Source organism: Bacillus sp. BPN334, assembly GCF_008368885.1.
In the GTDB taxonomy this organism is placed as follows: Bacteria; Bacillota; Bacilli; order Bacillales; family Bacillaceae_G; genus Bacillus_A; species Bacillus_A wiedmannii.
The window spans coordinates 421396-441039 of record NZ_QOZW01000006.1 but is presented as its reverse complement, the minus strand read 5'-3'; the positions used below and the strand labels follow the sequence as shown (position 1 = coordinate 441039).

Below are 19644 nucleotides of genomic sequence, written 5' to 3'. Positions count from 1 at the left end.
CATTACTTTATCCATTTGTATGCCAGTGTGTATCCAAAACAAATATGAAAGATGTTTTCGTCTTGGAACTAACAAGTACCCGCTGTAAGTTTTTGCAAAGTTGGCGAGCGAGTTTACTTTCTAGTTCCTTTCCACTTTACATATTGATCTAAAAATGCGATAGCTTTCTCAATAACCTCTTCATCTGGTTTTAATTTCGCATGGTGTAAACCATATTCTGAATTTACCCCAAGCCAAAACATAAATCCAGGAATCTCTTGAAGCATATAACCAAAATCTTCCCCTGTCATTGCCTCAGTACATGTAATTACCTTCATATCAGTTTGTTCACTTACAAACTGCATAAACTCTCTCGTTAATACTTCATGGTTATATACTTGATGATACATCGCTCCATAGTCAATAACAGCTTCACATTGGAAGGAAGCTTCTATACCTGCAACAATTGCCTCAATCCTACTTTTAACACGCCTCATTGATTCCACTGATAACGTTCGGATCGTTCCTTCTAACCGAGACTTTTCTGCTATGATATTTTGAACTGTACCACCTGTTATTTTTCCGATTGTAATCACTGCACTATCAAGAGGATTCACATTACGACTAATAACAGATTGAAGTTGTGTAACAAGGTGACTTGCTGCTACAATCATATCATTTGCAGTATGCGGGTAGGCTGCATGTCCACCTTTCCCTTTCAAATCAACATATAACTCTGATGTATTTGCAAATAATAGCCCCTCTTTTGTGGCAATTGTTCCTACAGCGTATTCAGGTGCAATATGAAGACCAAGAATTATATTCGGCTTCCATTCTTTTAACTCTTCACTCTCTAACATAGGAAGAGCCCCTCCTGGTCCTTCTTCAGCTGGTTGGAATAGAAACACAAGGTCATCATCTATTCTTTCTGTTACAGCTGCTGTTAGAAGGCCTAAACCGATTGTTGTATGCAAATCATGTCCACATGCATGCATCATTCCTTCATGAATAGAAGCAAACTCATATCCAGTTTCTTCGGTAATTGGTAAACCGTCTATATCTGCGCGATAACCGATAATTTTTTCTGGATTTTTTCCATTTACTTTAACAATGACACCTGTTTTCCATACTTTCACTTCCACATATTCATTCGAAAGCGTTCCTATGTAATCTAAAATATACTGTTGTGTTTTCCACTCTTTAAATCCAATTTCCGGTATTTTGTGTAAGTCTCTACGAATTTGAACGAATTTGCTTACTGCCATTTTTGCACCTCTATCTATAAAAAGCGCAAGAGCCTGTTATGCTCTTACGCTTTTTTTGTGTTTATTTCTCTGGGTTTAATTGACGAAGCTCTTGTTTAATTTCAGTTTTTGCTTTTGTCTTCTCATCAATCTCTTTAATTACACGTGCTGGAGTACCGGCAACAACTGTATATGGAGGTACATCTTCTGTTACAACAGCTCCTGCTGCTACAACTGCACCCTTACCTACTGTAACTCCCTCTAACACAACTACGTTTGCACCAATTACAACATCATCTTCAACGATAACTGGTTTTGCTGAAGGCGGCTCAATAACACCTGCAAGTACTGCACCTGCACCTACGTGACAGTTCTTACCAACAGTTGCACGTCCACCAAGTACCGCGTTCATGTCAATCATAGTACCTTCACCAATTACAGCACCGATATTAATTGTTGCATTCATCATAATAACAGCGTTGTCGCCGATTTCAACGTGATCACGAATAATCGCGCCTGGCTCAATACGAGCTTTAATACCTTTTAAATCAAGCATTGGAATTGCAGAATTACGACGGTCATTTTCAACAACGTAATCAACGATGTGCTTGCTATTTCCATCAAGAATTGTCTTAATTTCAGACCATTCTCCAAATAATACACCAGACTTTTTATTTACAAATGCTTGTACCGTTTCAGGGAATGTTACTTCTTTTAAATCCCCTTTTATGTATACCTTTACAGGAGTTTTCTTTTCACTTTTTTGAATAAACGAAATAATTTCGTTAGCGTCCATCATTTTCATTCTTGTTGCCTCCTAAATCCATTTATAATGTTACTCTACCAAACGATAGAGCGAGTAGCAAGATAATAATCCTATTTTTCCATTTGAATTTCTTCTATAATTTCTAAAAATGCCCTTACTTGCTTCAATTGTCTGGCCGATTCACTCGTCAATAACCATGTTTCTCTCGTTAATTGAACAGGTGTTTTATACATATTTTCCTGTACTTCTTTTAAAACAGTAGAAGGTAAAAGAGCATAACCTATACCATTTAAAACGAGCTGTTTGCAAGTCTCAATTTGATCAACCACAATTGTTCTCTTAGGTGGATTAGAAAATAAACCATACCACCAATTTTGTATTTGTCCATAATAAGTCGAATCACTTTTAAATTGAATAAATGGTCTATTTGTTTCTTTTAACATTGTAATATCTTTTATTTCTTTATCCACTAAATAAAGTTCATCTTCAAATAATTGTTGCTTCTGACCTTTATATTCTTGTGTTCCTCTCAATATAGCAACATGAACGTCCCCTTCATAAAATTGCTTTTGCACTTCACTACTCCAGCCAGTAAACAGCGATATTTTCACAGAAGGGTATTTATGTACAAACTTCTTCAAAACAGGAGGAAGCCAATATTGACCAATAACTGATGCAACAGCTATTTTTAACGTTCCGTGAGTTTCTGTTCTAAAAACAGCTAGCTCACTTTTAATATCCTCTTCCTTTTGTAGCATTTCTTTTGCATAATTTGCGACTTTTTCCCCTTCAGGTGTAATTGTCAATCCTTTTTGTGAGCGAATAAAAAACTTCATTCCCCATTGTTTCTCCATAGATTGTAATCGTTGACTAAGCGCAGGTTGTGAAACAAATAAACGTTCCGCCGCTTTTCTCATATTTGATTCCTGAGCTAACACAACCATCATTTGAAAATCATCAATTTGCAACTTTCTCCCTCTTTCCTTAGCTTCCATACACCTTATCTCAATAAGCTTTTCATCCTTAATTTAACTATATACTCTTATATTTTTTATCTTTTTAAATATAATACATACACAACTGATATGCACGAAAAAAAGTGACTTCTCCGCTTCTATGAAGTCACTTTTCTCACATTATCGATTATGTTGCCTTACTTTTTTATTCAACAATTTTAAAATAGCCCGACGTGTTAAAATCCCCTCAAAATACCCATCTTCATTGACAGCGCAAATAAAAGGATGATCAATTGTCATTTCTAAAGCTTTTGCAAACGAATCTTCTAACTTAAGAACCGGAATGTCTTCCTTCATCACCTGTTCTACTTTCATTTCGTCAAGTCTTTCAAACTCAATACGTTCCAGCCCTAACATACCGTCTAAAATCATGGCAGTACTAATTAACCCATGTAATTTATACATCGGGTCCAAAACAGGTATCGCCGAATATCCAGATTTCACAAGAACGAGTAAAGCATGCTCTAAACCATTCCCCATTTGGACATGTGCTACTTTTTCTGATGAAATCATTAAATCTTTCACAAAAATTTGTTGAAACTCGTCTTTCGGAATACTAATCATGTTACATCCCCCCATTTTCCCTTTTTCCTACTTTTAATCACCGATTCTATTCATATTTTATGACAGCGTTTTCATATCATTATTTTGTCCCTACTTTATTTCAATAAAAACAAAATTACACAGCTATTTTAGCATACAACACAAAAAAAAGACTACCATTCCGGTAGCGCTTAATACCCCTTATTTTTTAATCTGTAAAATAACCTTGTGATTTTTTTATATTGCGTCACATCTGTCTGTTTTAAACCATTCTCAATATCTGTAATTTCCACAGATAAAATTTCACTCGCATAATTTTGCTGAAATAGAATATCTAGTAACAAACTCTCTTCTTCTTCTGTTAAAACAAATTCCCTTTTCATATACCCCTCTCCTTATACTCGCATCGTTACTCTTATTATATATAATTTTCAACCTATTTAATAGATGTAATATTCAGTTTTTAGTGAAGGATATATAAAAATTGTTTTTTATTTCGTATATCGATTTGCATAACTAAACGCCGCATAAGCATCTGGCTTAATTTTTGCTGTTAATCCCATCGCTTGAATTTTCGCTGTCATATCTAGAATAAATTCTTTTGTTAACCCATCATTTCCGATATCCAAGTGAATTTCCATTATAAATCCAGCTCCCTCTTGAGCATATGGATGCAATAAATCCCATATTGTTTGTATATGGTTCGGAGTAAATAGGCATGCAATTTCTTGGCTAAACTGCGTTTCTAAATATATTTTCTCACGTAAAGTTGCTGGCTTATCTTTTACTGATTTATGGTGTAAACACCCCCAGGCACCTTTTCCAACGCGATGAATATGAATTGCCGTAATAAACCTCGTATCCTTTTGATGTGCTTGTGAGTCTGTCCCAATGGATAAGCGATATAAATTTCGTGGATCCTTTTCAATGAAACTGCAAATACGGCTAAAGACCATATCAAAATTTAAATGTCTCTCTGAAACATTATAAAATGTATGTTCACCGGCCACATAGTCACGTCCTTTCAATTAGACAGACTTTTCGTATTCTCATTGTATGGGACAAAAATAAAAATTATAACTTCCTACCCTTTATTCGTTTCAATATTTCGAATTACATAATGGCAAACTTGGCACGTATAAATTACATTTTGATTCGATTGAGCCGTTAATACATGAATAATCTCAGCAGAATTGTGACATTTAGGACAAACCACAACTGGTAAACGTTCCATACAACACACCTCCTCGTTATTTTTATCCCGCTATTTGCTACCCGTAAACACCCAATTGGTGATGGCTAATAATCAGTATAGGACGAAGAAGCCCTACTGATTACAATTTCACTTTATTACCATTGTAGGAAAAATGAAAAATCCCTATACCTATATGCTAAAAAGTAATAGAACTAAAAAAGGTGTTGCCATATGGCAACACCTTTTTTATATGTATCAAGAAATGATATCGTAAATCTCAATTGCAACCATATCGATATTATCGAATTGATACACTTGAGGTTTTTCACCTTGTTGATACACTTCTAACTCATACATTTCACTTTTATCGAAAAATTTCACGCTACATTTGCGCTCACCGTTCACTTCAAAATAGCGTTGTGCTACTTCACCGCTTTCAGCTTGTTCTTGTAGACTAACAAGTCGAGTTAAAATTCCTTGGAGTAGAGACATGAAATCTCTCCTTTCTCTGATCTTCCTACCAATAGGTTTTACAGCTATACTCATTCTATCCGTCATAACAGAAAAAATGTTCCACAGTCTAGGATAAAGGTTATTGGCCAGAAACTCAACTAAAAATTTGTCGAAATGCGAAGGAAAAAACAGAAAGAACATCTTTTCCCTTCTTTATTGCGATTTTTATACTGGAAGAATATAATAAAAAACAGAAAAAAGGAGGAATTACAATGAAAAAAATTGAGGTTTACACACAACCTGATTGTCCGCCATGTGTCATTGTGAAAGAATTTTTAAAGCATAATAACGTTGTATATGAAGAGTTTGACGTAAAAAAAGACGCTGCTGCACGCAATCGTCTTTTATACGACTATGATTCGTATTCAACTCCAACAGTTGTAATTGATGGAGAAGTTGTTGCTGGTTTTCAAATTGAAAAATTACAACAGCTACTCAATATTGAATAAGAATAGGTAAAGACCTATTCTTATTTTTATCCCACTATTTGTGGGCAGTAATAGCCCGATTGGTGCGAGCTATTAATCAGTGAGAGATGAACATCCCCACCGATTACAGTTTCACTTTATAATTGTTGTAATCGTTTTATTTCAGTTAAAAGTTCTTGACTTTCATGATATCCGGCCAATTTCCATTTCCCTTGATCTCTTTGCAATGTTACAATTTGATATTGTCCACTTTTCGCCCGCTCATATACATATAAAATTTTATGCTCTTCATCATATGACATTTTCGTTTCTGAATGAAAAGAAAACGGCGCTTCTTTTGCTGGAAGTAAATATTCACCACTTTGTTTATCACTTCTACTATTTTCATCTGTAAATACTTGAAGGAAATTCTCTGTAAAATATGGTGATAACGTTTCTATCATCTTATTCATCGGCAAATGCTTCCCACGAATTGAAAATTGGGTTTCATAGCCCTTTTGTATCGTTGTAAACACTTCTTCCCGATCGACTTTCGCTTCCTCTTTTCCTAAAACAGTTGTGACACTATAACCAACTAGAAAGGCAACGCATACAAATAGAACTAACCATATTCCATATTTCCTCATTTTTTCACCTTCCTTTTAAGAAAACTTGTCTTTGTAGTATTCATTGTAACAATGATTATGCAAAGACAGGGGTGGTTTCGTTCGTAAAATCTTTACAACGATAGACAGCATTTTCATCACCATTTTCACTATTACCAATTTATGATAAAAACAAACAAAAAATGCACGAATCTCTTCGTGCATTAAAATAAAACATCTTCTTCATATAAATATTCATACGATAAATCTATAAATAAAAAGTTTTCATCATCAATTGGGAAGGAAAATGTTCGTACCATCTCACCGGTTTCAATATCAGCATATAAATCTGAAAGTCTTGCCTTATTCTCAAAACGCATTTTCATAATATTTTCTAGAAAATACGGACGCCAACTCCAGTTCTTCATATAATACTCAGGCATCACAATCCATTCCCCATCTTTTTTCATAACGTTTCCTGATTGTTGGAAACCATCTTCGTTACAAATAAATATGCGAAAACTACACTGTGATACACTTTGGCTAAATTGTAATAACCAATCATTTATATCTTCATTCTTTTTCTGTTTGGCTAGAACATCACCAATTCGATCACGTAACATTTCTGTTAAATTATAAATCTTTTGTAACTTTTTCTTCTCATGTTGAATAAATTGATGACACTCATTACCAAGTCGTTCTTTCAAAACGTTCGTTTCAATAAAATCAGGTAAGCACTCTTTCAAATAATTCCCTTGATAATATCTACCACCGTTTTTCCAAGCATATTGTAGTTGATAAAAAGCATCTATTTCTTCATATAACAATGTTGCACCAATTCTTCTAGCAAGTAATGATAAAGAATATAAAATATCTTGATAAGATTGTAAAAGTGCAGTTTGCCTTAAGTTTGTTAAATCTACTTTTAAAATATCCGGTGCTAACACGCTAATACGTTCTAAATTACTTGTACCCGTTCCGACTTTATTAATCGAAATTTGAATACCATATGTACGATAATACATAAGCAAATGATTAAATTGCTCTATATCTTCTTGACATTCATGTTCTGTAATTTCTAAAACAATGTGTTTCAAATTTAAACCTTGCTCTTCATACATCAATAAAAGTTGAAGTAAACTTTCATCATCATCGTTCATTAATACGTTAGCATTCCGATGTATAAATAATAATAATTTTTGATCACTTTCTAAATAACGATTTAAAGCTTTTTCTACTATAATGTTGTCCGCTTCCAGTTGAAACTCACTCGGAATAGAATCATCATGAAAGAAAGAAGCTAGACTTTGTATGCCCTCTTCTGTTTGAATACGTCCTACTACTTCATATCCAATTACAGTATGCTCATCAGCACTAAAAATAGCTTGATAATAAGGAAGGACTTTATCCAAGTTACTCATTACATCTAATGCATCTATCAACGCGCTTCCCTCCCTTTACTTTTCAAAAATTATAACATGATATTTACGGAAAAATAATAAAAAATCCCTTCAGTTTTCCTGAAGGGATTAGAGGGGTAAAATGCTAAGGGGAATTAGCAATTCTACTATGAAGAAAAAAGAGGTCTTAAATATAACGTATATATGACCTCTTGTAAACACTTTTCTTTCACATGTCACAATTCCGTCACATTTAACCGTAAGAATATGGATCAAACATTCATTTTCTCATCCCTTTTAAAATGGATATTGATGTAAATGTTGTCCTCCATCCATTGTCATGCAAGTTCCATTTATGTACGCAGCTTCATCTGAACATAAATAATAAGCTAAACCTGCGATTTCTTCTGGCGTACCCAGCCTTCCAAGCGGAACACTTTGTATCGTACGCTTAGCCATTTCTTCTGAAATCCATAACTTATCAGCACCGCCCGTACGTTCAATTGGTCCTGGCGCGATAGCGTTAACTCGTATTCCATATTTACGTCCCCACTCAACAGCAAGCGTCTTCGTCATTGCTAACACTCCAGCCTTCGCTGCAGCCGAATGAATAACTCCCGGACCTGCATCCCATGCATATGTTGCTACCATGTTAATGATATTCCCTTTTATACCTTTTTCAATCCAATATTTTCCGACAGCCTGGCTACAGTAAAATGTGCCATTTAACACAATATTTATGACCGAATTCCAGCCATTCACGGATAAATCCTCTGCTGGACAAATAAAGTTTCCAGCTGCATTATTTATTAAAATATCAATTCGTCCAAACTTCTCATCAATCTGTTCAATCATTTTCTGAATATCATCAGTATTTCTTACATCCATTTGTACGGGTAATATTTGCCCTGGAAATTGTTCAATTTCCAACTTTGTTTCCTCTAGTTTTTCCTTTGTACGTCCTGTAATAACAACTCGTGCCCCTTCTTTTGCAAAACGAATCGCCATTCCTTTTCCCATTCCGCTTGATCCACCTGTAATAATAACTACCTTTTCTTTCACATACATCCCCTCCCAAAAATGAATACACATTCATTTTATCATTTTATTTAATAGAAATCTTTATATTTTTAAACTTTTCTGATATTTTAACGTAAAGAGGTTTCTTTTCATTCATTTTTTTCGTAATCTATACTACTTTTTTATTATTTAAAATATATTTCAAATAAACTGAAAGGAGATTTGAGTAACCTGTAGATGTAACGAACACATGTGATATAAGTCAAATAGGTATACTCATATTTTTATGAAGAAAATTACTAGAAGAGATTTTTTAAAAGTTGGCATGCGCACTTGTCTATATTCATTTATAACCACTAGCATCGGGTACTATTACGCTAAATATATTGAGCCTCATTTACTCTCTTTTACAGAGCATACACTTACATCGCAACTCATACCCAAAAGTTTTCATGGTATGAAGATTCTTCAATTTAGCGATTTACATCTCGGATACTATTTCTCTCTCCAACATTTATCTCAAATCGTTTCTAAAATTAATGCTGTAAAACCCGACATTGTTCTTTTTACTGGTGATCTCATTGATAATTATCAAACATATACTGCCACCCCTTTCGTTGCATCCATTTTAAAAAATATACAAGCACCCTTCGGTAAATTTTCTATTTATGGTAACCATGATCACGGCGGCTATGGAACGGAATACTATGAGCACATCATGCGTGAATCTGGATTTGAACTATTACTAAATAACGAAAAGAGAATCCGTCTACTGGATAATAGTGAAATTTCAATTTTCGGGCTCGATGATATACTACTAGGCAAACCAAAAATAGAGGAGACACTACAGTACGCGAGGCAAAATACTTATAACATTGTTCTTGTTCACGAGCCAGATATTGCACCGCAAATCGCTAAATATCCAGTTAACTTACAACTTTCTGGTCATAGCCATGGCGGACAAGTGCAAATTCCTTTTTTAGGCGCTATTATTACCCCATCACTTGCTAAAAACTATGTTGAAGGCTTCTATACGATTCAAGATTTAGCTCTCTATGTCAATCGGGGCCTTGGAAGAACACGTGTCCCATTCCGATTTATGTCAAAACCTGAAATTACGATTTTCACGCTCCAACATTCGTAATAATTCGCCTATTTTCTTACATATCCTTTCTTGTACGCGCTCATCCACGTTTCATTTACCATATGATAAAAGTGAGTCCAATAAAGGAGGTTTGTTCATGTACCCATATTATCAACCAATCCCAGTCCGTTCAGCACCTATTGGTCCAGTAGGCGACTCACGCTTCTTTCCGTTTTTTGGCGTCCCATTTCTAGCTGGCATTGCTGGCGGACTGCTAGGCGGTGCATTGGCTTTCGGTCCTAGACCGTATTATCCACCATATCCACCACCTTTCCCACCGCCAACACCTTATCCTTGTTATGGTGGACCTTGTCAACAACCATACTATTATTAATGTACTGCCACAATTCTACCAATGTTATTCCCTCTCTTGACCGATCCATGATCTATTAACATGCTTACAATAAAAACTATTCTCTCTACGCATCCATTTATTTAGAGAACATATAATAAGTAGAGAACAAAGTAAAAAAACCTCTTTTTTAAGAGGTTTTTTTACTTTGTTCTCATTATTCAGCATCCGTGTTTTGATACGCCATCTTAAACAACTTCACTTGGCTATCAATTTCTTCTGTACTACTATTAATAACATAATAATAATCACCGGTTTTATTTTGTTCGCGCGTTTTCACATTATCAGCTAATATAAGCTGTAAAATCGCCTTAATTCTCGCCTTCATTTCAATATCTAATATTGGGAAAGATATTTCTACTCGCTTTTCCATATTTCGCGTCATCCAATCAGCTGAAGATAAATATGTCTTTTCCTCTCCATTATGATGGAAATAATAAATTCGGCTATGTTCTAAATATCTCCCAACAACACTAACTACCCGAATATTCTCACTTACATTTGGAATACCAGGCCTTAAACAACATGTTCCTCGAACGATGAGCTCTACCTTTACTCCAGCTTGTGATGCTTCATACATTTTTTTTATTAATGGTTTATCTGTTAATGAATTCATCTTAGCGATAATATACCCATTTCCATATTGCCTATGATAACGGATTTCTTCATCTATTAAATCCATAAATTGCTCTCTTATATCAAATGGTGCAACCGATAAATGATGAAAATGCGGCTTTGTTGTATAACCGCTCAAATAATTAAAGAAATTTGTTGCATCGACCCCAAAGTCTTTTCGTGATGTAATATACCCAAAATCAGTATATAACTTTGCAGTCGCGTCATTATAATTTCCAGTCCCAAGATGTACGAACCTTTCAATTTTTCCGTTTTTTCTTCTTACAACTAGCGTAATTTTACTATGTGTTTTCAAGTGGCTTACACCGTAAATAACATGACAGCCCGCCTGTTCCAATTCTTTAGCCCAATTCACATTATTTTCTTCATCAAATCTTGCCTTTAATTCAACTAATACCGTAACTTGCTTCCCTTTTTCAGCTGCTACCTTTAGCGCCTGAATAATCGGCGAATCCCCACTTACTCGATATAATGTTTGTTTGATTGCAAGTACATTCGGATCGTCTGCCGCATCACGGACAAAATCAACTACTGGCTGAAATGATTCAAAAGGATGATGTAATAAAATATCATGCTCAATCGCTTTTTCAAATACATCTTCCGCATCCCCTAAGTCTTGAGGCCGTTGCGGAATAAGAGCCGGATATACAAGATGTTCATATACAGGAGCTAGTTTTTTATATAAAGAAAATAGACATGTTAAATCTAACGGTCCATCCATTATATACACATCTTCATCTTTTACTTCCAACACCTCATATAATAATGCTAATACTCTTTCATCAATATGCTCTTTGCCAACTTCTAAACGTACAGCAGCTCCCCACTTACGCTTTTTTAATTCTTTTTCAATTACCTTTAATAAATCCCTTGCACCTTCTTCATGAATTGTTAAATCCGCATTGCGTGTAATACGAAAACGAGTAACTGATGATACATTATATCCTGTAAATAATTTATGGGTAAAACCACTAATTACATCTTCTAATAAAATAAATTTATGCTTTTGCCCTTCACTCGGTAAAAATATGAAGCGTTCGAGTAATGAAGGAACTTGTACAATCCCTAACTTCGTACGGTTTTCTTCCTCCACTTGTTTCTCATCATATAAAAGAGTAGCTAAATTCAAACTTTTATTTAATAACATCGGAAATGGACGATATGCATCAATAGCTACAGGTGTTAAGACTGGAAAAATTTGCTCATCAAAATACTCTTCTATAAATTCCCTCTGTTCTTTCGTCAAATCGTGGAATGTTAAACGTTCAATTCCCTCTAACTCCAGCGCTGGCAACACATAATTTTTAAACGTATCATATTGTACAGTCATTAATTCATGGGCCTTTATCGCAATTTTATTTAATTGCTTTTTTGGTGTTAAGCCAGCCTTATTTTCTGGTTGGTTAAACCCAGCACTCACTTGATCCTTCAATCCTGCTACGCGTACCATAAAGAATTCATCTAAATTGGAACTGAAAATGCTAATAAACTTTAATCTTTCCAAGAGCGGATTCGTTTCATCCTGTGCTTCTTGTAGTACACGTTCATTAAATGCTAACCAACTTAATTCTCGATTGTTGTAATAAGCTGTATCATTTAAATTTACTATATTCCCCATCAACATTTCCATCCTCTTCACACTTCCCCTGAAACTTTTTTACTATAATTTAGTTACTTTTATTTTAGCAAATTACAATATTCCAAGGTGTTAATTTTTTGTAAAGACATCCGTACAACTTAACATTTTGATTCGAAGGATAAATTAATAGTCTTTTTCAACACTCTTTCCAGCTGCTTTTTTTGTTTTTCAGCTTGTACTTTTTCCGCTAATGCCGATTGCTCACATACAATTTTAAATGTTAATCCTTCTTTACTTTCTATTATAGATATCGATTCAACAAGCGATCTTTGTCTTATATTTAGAGCTGCTGAAAATTGTAAAACAGCCCCTAATAGGCGGATTTTTTTTTGTTCATTTTTATCAAACCATCCTTCAAATGGGGACAAGTGTTGTTTGAATAACATTTTTGATTTATAAGACGCAATAAGCGCTAATCTAACTCGCTCTTTATGCATCATACCATCAATTGTTTTATTCGCTAATAAATAAAACGTATGTAAGCGACTCGCTTCTTCGTCTATATATTTACCTATATTAAATACTTTCGCTGCTTGATGAAATACTTCCCAGTCTTTTACTGACATAGAAATTAGCCCTGTTTCTTCAAGCTGTTTACAAATCAATCTTCCATGTTTAATAAGCTGAATTACAAATTCCATATCCATTTCATATTCATGTGATAATAAATGTAAACTTTCTTCGACTACGTTCGGATAATATGAAATCCCCAAATCTTTTGTCAACTCTTCATAGAAAACACCTTCTCGTAACCCTTTTCTGCTTAACACAAATGCTGGTGCCTCTATAACATTAACAAGCGTATGAAAAACTTTGACTGCTGGAATAATTGTATCTGCTCGATCTTTTGCCAATCCTTCCAATTTTTGAATTTCTATGAACGACAATGCTTCCAATTCTTCTTTCACATTTTTAATATCTTCTTCTTTCATTTTATATAAATGTACCCCTGCTATAGGATAACAAATTAAATTTTGATGGATTTTCACTAAGTTCCTCGCACTACCACCAATTGCAATAAGAGGCAATTTCTTATCAATTAACCATGGTAATGTTCGAAATTGATATTCTAAGTACGTTTGAATTTTTTCCAACTCGTCTTCAGTAGGTATATCCTCTTTAATAAATTGTTGTTTTAAAGAAAGTGCTCCAAAAGGAAAGCTATGGTACTCTAGAATCTCTCTATTTCGAAAGTATGTAACTTCTGTACTTCCTCCACCAATATCTACTGTAATTCCTTCAGAGAACGAAGTTGAATTCATAACTGCTAAATAGCCGTAACGTGCTTCCTCATATTCTGATAAGACTCTAAGAGTAAAGTCTGTTTGTCCCTCAACCAGTTTTTTAATTGCCTCTTGATTCTCAGCCTGTCTAATTGTTGCTGTTGCAACACAAAGTACATGATGCAACTGGTGGAATCGTGTACTTTCTTGAAATTGAAATAACGTTTGTAACAATACCTCTATTCCTTCTTCCATCAACACACCATCAATTAAGTAATTCCTTAACCGAGCAACCACTTTCGTATTTTCAATCTCCTTATAAAAACCTCCGTTTTGCTTTTCATAAATAACTAAACGCATTGTATTAGATCCAATATCTATAATGGCATATTGCTGTTTTAATATTTCTTTCAAACTTCTCACTCTTTCATTATCAAATTTCTAAAACACATTCTATTACTATTATACAAAATAGTTGTTTTTTGTAACAATATTGCTTTAATATTGAAAATATATACAATCACTTTTTGCATATAATAAAAACCTCTTTTATTTATGTTATAATAATGAAAAATTGAAAGGAGATTCAATATGAAACCTTCACAACCACAATCTCAATTACAAAACCAACATTCTATTAATCGACTAGCTCAATCTATTTTCGTTGTGAATCGTCATGCTAAAGCTGCAACTAATCCGAAGTATTTATACTGGTTAAAAAAGACGGCTTTAGAACGCTTAATTGCTGAAAAAAAAGCTATTAAAGAAGGATTACATTTTTCTAGAAATCCACGTTTTAGCCAACAACAATCTGATGTTCTTATACGTTTAGGTGATTATTTTTTCCATATTCCTCCTACCAAAGAAGATTTTCGAATCCTACCACATCTTGGTCATCTTGAATCCTCCTATCGAAATCCGAAAACAACCTTATCTTTAACAGTAGCAAAAAAAACACTTCAAGATTATATTGGTCCTGAAGCACTGAAACAAGAAAAAAAATTAAGTGAACCTGTCCCATGGTATAGTCGTACTTATACAAAAAAATAAAACAGTTTGGCCAATTGTAGGCCAAACTGTTTTATTTTTTCTCTTCTTTAATTTTAATATTTGCTTGTTTATAAAAAGCTATTTTTTCTGTATTATAAGATTTTGTAAATTCATTAAACTTGTCTTTTTCTGATTCAATATCCTTATAAGATTGATTTACTACTTTTACTTTTTCACTAATATCTTTTAATTTTGTACCTTTATCTTGTAACATTGTATATAATTCTTTTTCTTGTTTTAACGATTTATTATAGCTATCATACATCTTGTTAAATGAATCTTGTCGTTTCTCATATATGCTTTTCACTTTATCCGCTTGATCTTTCAATTTCTTATCTTCAATTTTCTTCACATATTTATCTACTGATTTTACTTCTTCTTGTGCCTTACTTAAAGATTCTTTTTCTTTTTTAAGCACTTTGTCTCGTTCATCTGTATTTTTCACTGCTTGGTTCAATTTTTCCTTAACAGTTTGATTATTATCTTTTCCTTCTCGAACAATCTGGTTATATAATTCTTGTCCCTCTTTTTCTAAAGTTTCAAGTTTCTTTGCATCTTCAAACATTGTTTTTTCTTGCTTTGCAGCATTTTCAAATGCAACATATAATTCCTCTTCTGGTTTCGGTCCGAAACAACCGGCTAATAAAGTCATTGATAATGCAGTTACAATTGCTAATTTACTATATTTCAACATCTTCTTCCTCCTACTTATATACGATCATCGTGTAAAAAGCTATGAAAATTATATATCCTTCTATAAACTCCATACTCGCACCTTTTCTACGAAAATCATTGATATTGTTTATAATGCTTGTACAAATTGTATTACTTAAAATTACATTTTACTTTTTTGAACCAATTAGCAGTTTCATATCCATCTTTTACTTAGCACTTTTTAAAGTCTGTTCATACTATGTATTACATAAAAGTACAACGGAATTCATCACAGCCATAATAATTTGAAGAACAACAGTAATAATAATTCACCTGATAAAAGATGATCGTTGTTCTCTCACGTCTATCATTCTATCATTCCCTTTCCGGCTTTCTATCAAATAATCTATTTGTTCATTTTACACAGTATAAATGCTATCTTGCAACAACTTACAATTATTCTTGTCATTCCCTAAAAAGGAAAAGTGTAGAGCATGCTTCCCTCTACACTTTTAAAATGAAACACATTGTGCAAAATGCATTGACACATCCATCATAATTATATGCTTATTCCATATATTTTTAAAGACTTTTATTACAATAAAAGTTCTTTTTGTAATAAAAGTCAAAAAAATGTTACATTCAAAACTTCTTCATATCATATTTCTTCAAATCAAAGTTTCACTCATTTTCTTACAAATCCCTATGCTGGTACAATTGATTTTGTGCCTTTCTTAACAATTCTTCAAAAGTTTTTCCTTCTATTGGATAACTAGCAGCTCCAAATAAAAGCGTCATACTTAACAAACCATTTTCTATTTCACTTTCAATATTTTTCATTAATCGGTTTGTTATCGTCGACTTTTCATGTCCGTTATCAACTGCCACAATAACATACTTATTTTCGTCCCACCTAGTAACAACATCCCCTTTACGAATTGTCTTTACAATTGTACTCTCCAATTTTTGTACTAACACCTCCAAATTTTTTTCTTGCACTGTTTCTTTTAGTCCTTTCCATTCTTTCATAGAAAGAATGTACACTGTAATATTATGAGAATCCCGTTCTGACAGAGCAGTTACTTTCTCAAAAAAATCAACTACAAAATCATTACTTGCCATTCCTCCTACTTCCGTATCCATACGTCCACTCGCTCTTTTATCATACCAATGTCCAAAATAATAGCTGAGTATCATTTGCAATATATAAATAATAAAGACGGTATAAAATGATCGCGAATCCAGTTTTGTAATTACATCCTGAAGCGCAATCCATTCTGTAACTGCCACTGTATTCCCAAGTAATAACCCACTAATTTTTCCTTTATGTTTCATACTTCTCCTCCCTTCTATACCAATATATGTTTCTATAACAATTATGTTTTTCTACAAAATAAAAAATGTACACATTGAGTGTACATTTTCGCTTAAGCTTGTATACCATTTTTATTCTATTTCATATATATACTATATATCGTTTTAGAAAGAGGTGATCTGTATGCTACAAAAAGAAAATCTATCAGATATTATACGTTTACTAGCAGGCTTTCTGTTATCGTTAAAATTATTATGTAATTCTTTCGGAGTGAACTTTATTACAAACGATCAAATTGACGCTATTGTAAATGTTGCTTCCTTTCTTTTCATTTTATATTTTGGTTATAAAAATAATTATGTAGGAAAAAAAGGAATCGAGCAAAAAAAAGTACTCAAAAAACACAATCTTCATTAAAAAAGGAACCTTTCTTACAGGTTCCTTTTTATCATTGCCGCACAACAACTTCATTTGTTTGCAGCGGACCATATGATACTCCTTTATATTGAAATGTATATGTAGCCTGAAATAATGCGTTTTTAATTGCTTTATCTTTATTTGCTTTTATTTTACAAATTAGTTCTACTTTCTCATTCGGTAATAAATTTTCGATTCGCCACCTTACAAGCTGGAACAAAAACTCACTCATCCCCTTATCAGCCTTTAATGAATTTGGGATATATGCAAAATAATCTCGAATCATATGACTTACTACAACTCGTGAAATCATTTCCATTCCTTTATTTTCTACTTCAATTCGAATAATAAGTATGTCGTTTACATCATAGGTCAGTTCATATGAAAATTTTTCTTTATACATACTACGGATTTGTAATGTAACTGCTATATTAGGACATTCGCTTTCCTTTTTTGAGCCATCAATCCATAATACTGGTTGTAGCGGTATTGAATGCCTTCCTTGATCCGAATTTCGTTTCCATATTTTCACAATAATATTCACCCCATTTCAGATGCATCATCCATACGACCTTATTCTACCTCTCTACACCATATTAATAAAGCTTGTTACAAACGATATATAGTTATTGCTCTTCCTTGTATCCTATTCGACAATATAAAGAAAAAACCATTTTTCCTCTGTTAACAGGCAGTATTCTTACTGAAATATTTTTTTACAATTTCCTTCATTGACTTTATACCAATATTAAGTATTACTCACTCTTTTGCTGTCCATACAACAGAATATATTGACGGAAGAAAAAGTTTGCCTTTTAGTCAAATTTGACTATAATATTCTTTATGGCTTTGTCAGTGCACTTGTTTAAATTAATTTGAAAGAACTATACTTTAAATTTTTATGTGCTGCACTCAAAACTTCATATAGTTTACTTATTATTAAAGGAGGGTTATATTTGGAATCTCAATTATCAAAAAAAGACTCCAACAATACAAAATTTGTTGTTGCAGGTTTATTACTTGGTATTTTAATGGCGGCAATGGATAATACAATCGTTGCAACAGCAATGGCAACGATTGTTGGAGACCTAGGAGGATTTGACAAGTTCGTTTGGGTCACGTCTGCATATATGGTAGCAACAATGGCAGGGATGCCTATCTTCGGAAAACTTTCTGATATGTACGGACGGAAACGCTTTTATATTGGTGGTCTCATTCTTTTCTTATTCGGTTCTGCACTTTGCGGGACAGCATCTAGTATTGAGCAACTAAGTATTTATAGAGCAATTCAAGGGATCGGCGGCGGTGCTCTTATGCCTATCGCCTTCACGATTATGTACGATATATTCCCACCAGAAAAGCGTGGAAAAATGACAGGGCTATTCGGTGCGGTTTTCGGGACATCTAGTGTATTCGGCCCTTTATTAGGTGCTTATATTACAGACTATATAAGTTGGCATTGGGTCTTCTATATTAATATTCCATTAGGACTTATCTCTTTCTTCTTCATTACTAAATACTACAGTGAATCTCTAGAATTTAGAAAACAAAAAATTGATTGGGCCGGCGCTATTACACTTGTTATTAGTATCGTTTGCTTAATGTTCGCCTTAGAACTTGGTGGTAAAGAATACGCATGGAATTCCACTGTAATTATCGGTTTATTTACAACAGTTGTTATTATGCTTATTATTTTCTTCTTCGTAGAACGAAAAGCAACTGAACCTATCATTTCTTTCCATCTATTTAAAAAACCTTTATTCGCAGCTAGCCAAGGAGTTGCCTTTTTCTATGGTGCCGCTTTTATTATCTGTACAGTTTATATCCCAATCTTCGTTCAAGGTGTTCTCGGCGGTTCAGCCTCAAATGCTGGATTAATTTTAACACCTATGATGGTTGGCTCTGTAATTGGAAGTCAAACAGGTGGACAGTTAGCTTCTCGAACAAGCTATCGTAACATCATGATGGTATCTGGCGTTTTCTTCGTAATTGGTATTTATTTACTAAGCACTTTAACAATGGATACACCTCGTCTACTTGTAACGCTATTTATGGTTCTCACTGGACTTGGAGTTGGTTTCTCGTTCTCAGTTTTAAGTATGTCTTCTATCCACAAGTTAGAAATGCGAGACCGTGGTTCTGCTACATCAACAAACTCATTCTTCCGTTCACTCGGTATGACTCTTGGTGTAACGATTTTCGGTACAATTCAAAACCATATTTTTACTACTAAATTAAACACTGTGTTCCCTCCTGAACTAGCTAAATTAGCTCCAAAAGGCGGAGACACAAGTTTCTTATTAACACAAGGTGCTACCGAGAAGATTCCAGCTGAAATATTAACTGGTATTAAAGATGCTCTCGCTACCTCTATTGCCAGCACATTCTTCTGGGCACTTATTCCGGCTGTACTAAGTATTATTTGTATTTTACTTATGGGCAATGAACGCCTCTTTACAGGTCCAAAAACGAAACAAAAACAAAAGCAAGTAAGTTAATATAGAGAAAAGAAACGGCATATCCCTT

22 protein-coding genes are annotated in these 19644 nt (G+C 33.8%); 6 read left to right on the top strand and 16 right to left on the bottom strand.

Going from position 1 to position 19644, the window contains the following annotated elements; genetic code table 11:
• Positions 1-113: 113 nt before the first annotated feature.
• The 8 genes from DN393_RS09380 to DN393_RS09350 all read right to left on the bottom strand — a co-directional run bounded on the left by DN393_RS09380 (position 114) and on the right by DN393_RS09350 (position 5235).
• A complete protein-coding gene (locus tag DN393_RS09380; RefSeq protein ID WP_088047240.1) occupies positions 114-1244 on the bottom strand; it encodes an N-acetyldiaminopimelate deacetylase in 1131 nt (376 codons plus the stop codon).
• A 61-nt stretch (positions 1245-1305) separates the two neighbouring features.
• Positions 1306-2028: a 2,3,4,5-tetrahydropyridine-2,6-dicarboxylate N-acetyltransferase gene (dapD, locus tag DN393_RS09375; protein ID WP_064474940.1), complete on the bottom strand. Its 723-nt coding sequence runs from the start codon at positions 2026-2028 to the stop codon at positions 1306-1308.
• Between the two features lie 71 nt (positions 2029-2099).
• Positions 2100-2984: a LysR family transcriptional regulator gene (locus DN393_RS09370; RefSeq protein WP_002008407.1), complete on the bottom strand. Its 885-nt coding sequence runs from the start codon at positions 2982-2984 to the stop codon at positions 2100-2102.
• 141 nt (positions 2985-3125) lie between these two features.
• Positions 3126-3569, bottom strand: coding sequence for a cyclic-di-AMP-binding protein CbpB (gene cbpB / locus DN393_RS09365; RefSeq protein ID WP_000623572.1), 444 nt, complete (start codon positions 3567-3569; stop codon positions 3126-3128).
• A gap of 170 nt (positions 3570-3739) precedes the next feature.
• Entirely contained in the window at positions 3740-3931 is a 192-nt protein-coding gene (abbA, locus tag DN393_RS09360; protein WP_000817795.1) for an antirepressor AbbA, read from the bottom strand.
• 108 nt (positions 3932-4039) lie between these two features.
• Positions 4040-4558 (bottom strand): ribonuclease H-like YkuK family protein, encoded by a 519-nt coding sequence (locus DN393_RS09355; protein ID WP_000896655.1) that lies wholly within the window; start codon positions 4556-4558, stop codon positions 4040-4042.
• 74 nt (positions 4559-4632) lie between these two features.
• A complete protein-coding gene (locus DN393_RS31500; protein WP_064474939.1) occupies positions 4633-4782 on the bottom strand; it encodes a hypothetical protein in 150 nt (49 codons plus the stop codon).
• 216 nt (positions 4783-4998) lie between these two features.
• Positions 4999-5235, bottom strand: a complete 237-nt coding sequence (locus tag DN393_RS09350; protein WP_000055151.1) for a YkuJ family protein — start codon at positions 5233-5235, stop codon at positions 4999-5001.
• Between the two features lie 233 nt (positions 5236-5468).
• Between DN393_RS09350 and DN393_RS09345 the strand changes: the two genes are divergently transcribed.
• Positions 5469-5705 (top strand): glutaredoxin family protein, encoded by a 237-nt coding sequence (locus tag DN393_RS09345; protein ID WP_000717880.1) that lies wholly within the window; start codon positions 5469-5471, stop codon positions 5703-5705.
• A gap of 116 nt (positions 5706-5821) precedes the next feature.
• On the opposite strand, the gene DN393_RS09340 is transcribed toward DN393_RS09345, so the two are convergent.
• From DN393_RS09340 to fadH, 3 genes are all read right to left on the bottom strand, one after another.
• Entirely contained in the window at positions 5822-6310 is a 489-nt protein-coding gene (locus DN393_RS09340) for a DUF3993 domain-containing protein (protein WP_046956444.1), read from the bottom strand.
• A gap of 182 nt (positions 6311-6492) precedes the next feature.
• Positions 6493-7710: an EAL domain-containing protein gene (locus DN393_RS09335; protein WP_046957433.1), complete on the bottom strand. Its 1218-nt coding sequence runs from the start codon at positions 7708-7710 to the stop codon at positions 6493-6495.
• A gap of 255 nt (positions 7711-7965) precedes the next feature.
• Complete coding sequence (gene fadH / locus DN393_RS09330) at positions 7966-8730, bottom strand: 2,4-dienoyl-CoA reductase (RefSeq protein WP_000660897.1); 765 nt, start codon at positions 8728-8730, stop codon at positions 7966-7968.
• A 244-nt stretch (positions 8731-8974) separates the two neighbouring features.
• On the opposite strand from fadH, the gene DN393_RS09325 reads away from it, so the two are divergent.
• Together DN393_RS09325 and DN393_RS09320 are read left to right on the top strand one after the other, a co-directional pair.
• Positions 8975-9832: a metallophosphoesterase gene (locus DN393_RS09325; protein WP_064474938.1), complete on the top strand. Its 858-nt coding sequence runs from the start codon at positions 8975-8977 to the stop codon at positions 9830-9832.
• A 97-nt stretch (positions 9833-9929) separates the two neighbouring features.
• Positions 9930-10166, top strand: coding sequence for a hypothetical protein (locus DN393_RS09320; protein WP_048563234.1), 237 nt, complete (start codon positions 9930-9932; stop codon positions 10164-10166).
• Positions 10167-10341: 175 nt separating this feature from the next.
• Here DN393_RS09320 and DN393_RS09310 read toward each other — a convergent pair whose 3' ends face one another.
• On the bottom strand, positions 10342-12450 hold the full coding sequence (locus DN393_RS09310; RefSeq protein WP_064474937.1) for a polyphosphate kinase: 2109 nt from the start codon (positions 12448-12450) through the stop codon (positions 10342-10344).
• A 107-nt stretch (positions 12451-12557) separates the two neighbouring features.
• Entirely contained in the window at positions 12558-14105 is a 1548-nt protein-coding gene (ppx, locus tag DN393_RS09305) for an exopolyphosphatase (RefSeq protein ID WP_240368224.1), read from the bottom strand.
• A 168-nt stretch (positions 14106-14273) separates the two neighbouring features.
• On the opposite strand from ppx, the gene DN393_RS09300 reads away from it, so the two are divergent.
• Positions 14274-14732: a YkyB family protein gene (locus DN393_RS09300; protein WP_000804864.1), complete on the top strand. Its 459-nt coding sequence runs from the start codon at positions 14274-14276 to the stop codon at positions 14730-14732.
• A 31-nt stretch (positions 14733-14763) separates the two neighbouring features.
• Here DN393_RS09300 and DN393_RS09295 read toward each other — a convergent pair whose 3' ends face one another.
• Together DN393_RS09295 and DN393_RS09290 are read right to left on the bottom strand one after the other, a co-directional pair.
• Positions 14764-15426, bottom strand: a complete 663-nt coding sequence (locus tag DN393_RS09295) for a YkyA family protein (RefSeq protein ID WP_088047237.1) — start codon at positions 15424-15426, stop codon at positions 14764-14766.
• Positions 15427-16079: 653 nt separating this feature from the next.
• A complete protein-coding gene (locus DN393_RS09290) occupies positions 16080-16721 on the bottom strand; it encodes a diguanylate cyclase domain-containing protein (protein WP_088047236.1) in 642 nt (213 codons plus the stop codon).
• 163 nt (positions 16722-16884) lie between these two features.
• Between DN393_RS09290 and DN393_RS09285 the strand changes: the two genes are divergently transcribed.
• Positions 16885-17118: an SPP1 phage holin family protein gene (locus tag DN393_RS09285; protein WP_076539911.1), complete on the top strand. Its 234-nt coding sequence runs from the start codon at positions 16885-16887 to the stop codon at positions 17116-17118.
• Positions 17119-17149: 31 nt separating this feature from the next.
• Here DN393_RS09285 and DN393_RS09280 read toward each other — a convergent pair whose 3' ends face one another.
• Positions 17150-17650, bottom strand: a complete 501-nt coding sequence (locus DN393_RS09280) for a hypothetical protein (protein ID WP_048563239.1) — start codon at positions 17648-17650, stop codon at positions 17150-17152.
• A gap of 424 nt (positions 17651-18074) precedes the next feature.
• Between DN393_RS09280 and DN393_RS09275 the strand changes: the two genes are divergently transcribed.
• Positions 18075-19616, top strand: a complete 1542-nt coding sequence (locus DN393_RS09275) for an MDR family MFS transporter (RefSeq protein ID WP_088047235.1) — start codon at positions 18075-18077, stop codon at positions 19614-19616.
• Positions 19617-19644 lie beyond the last annotated feature (28 nt).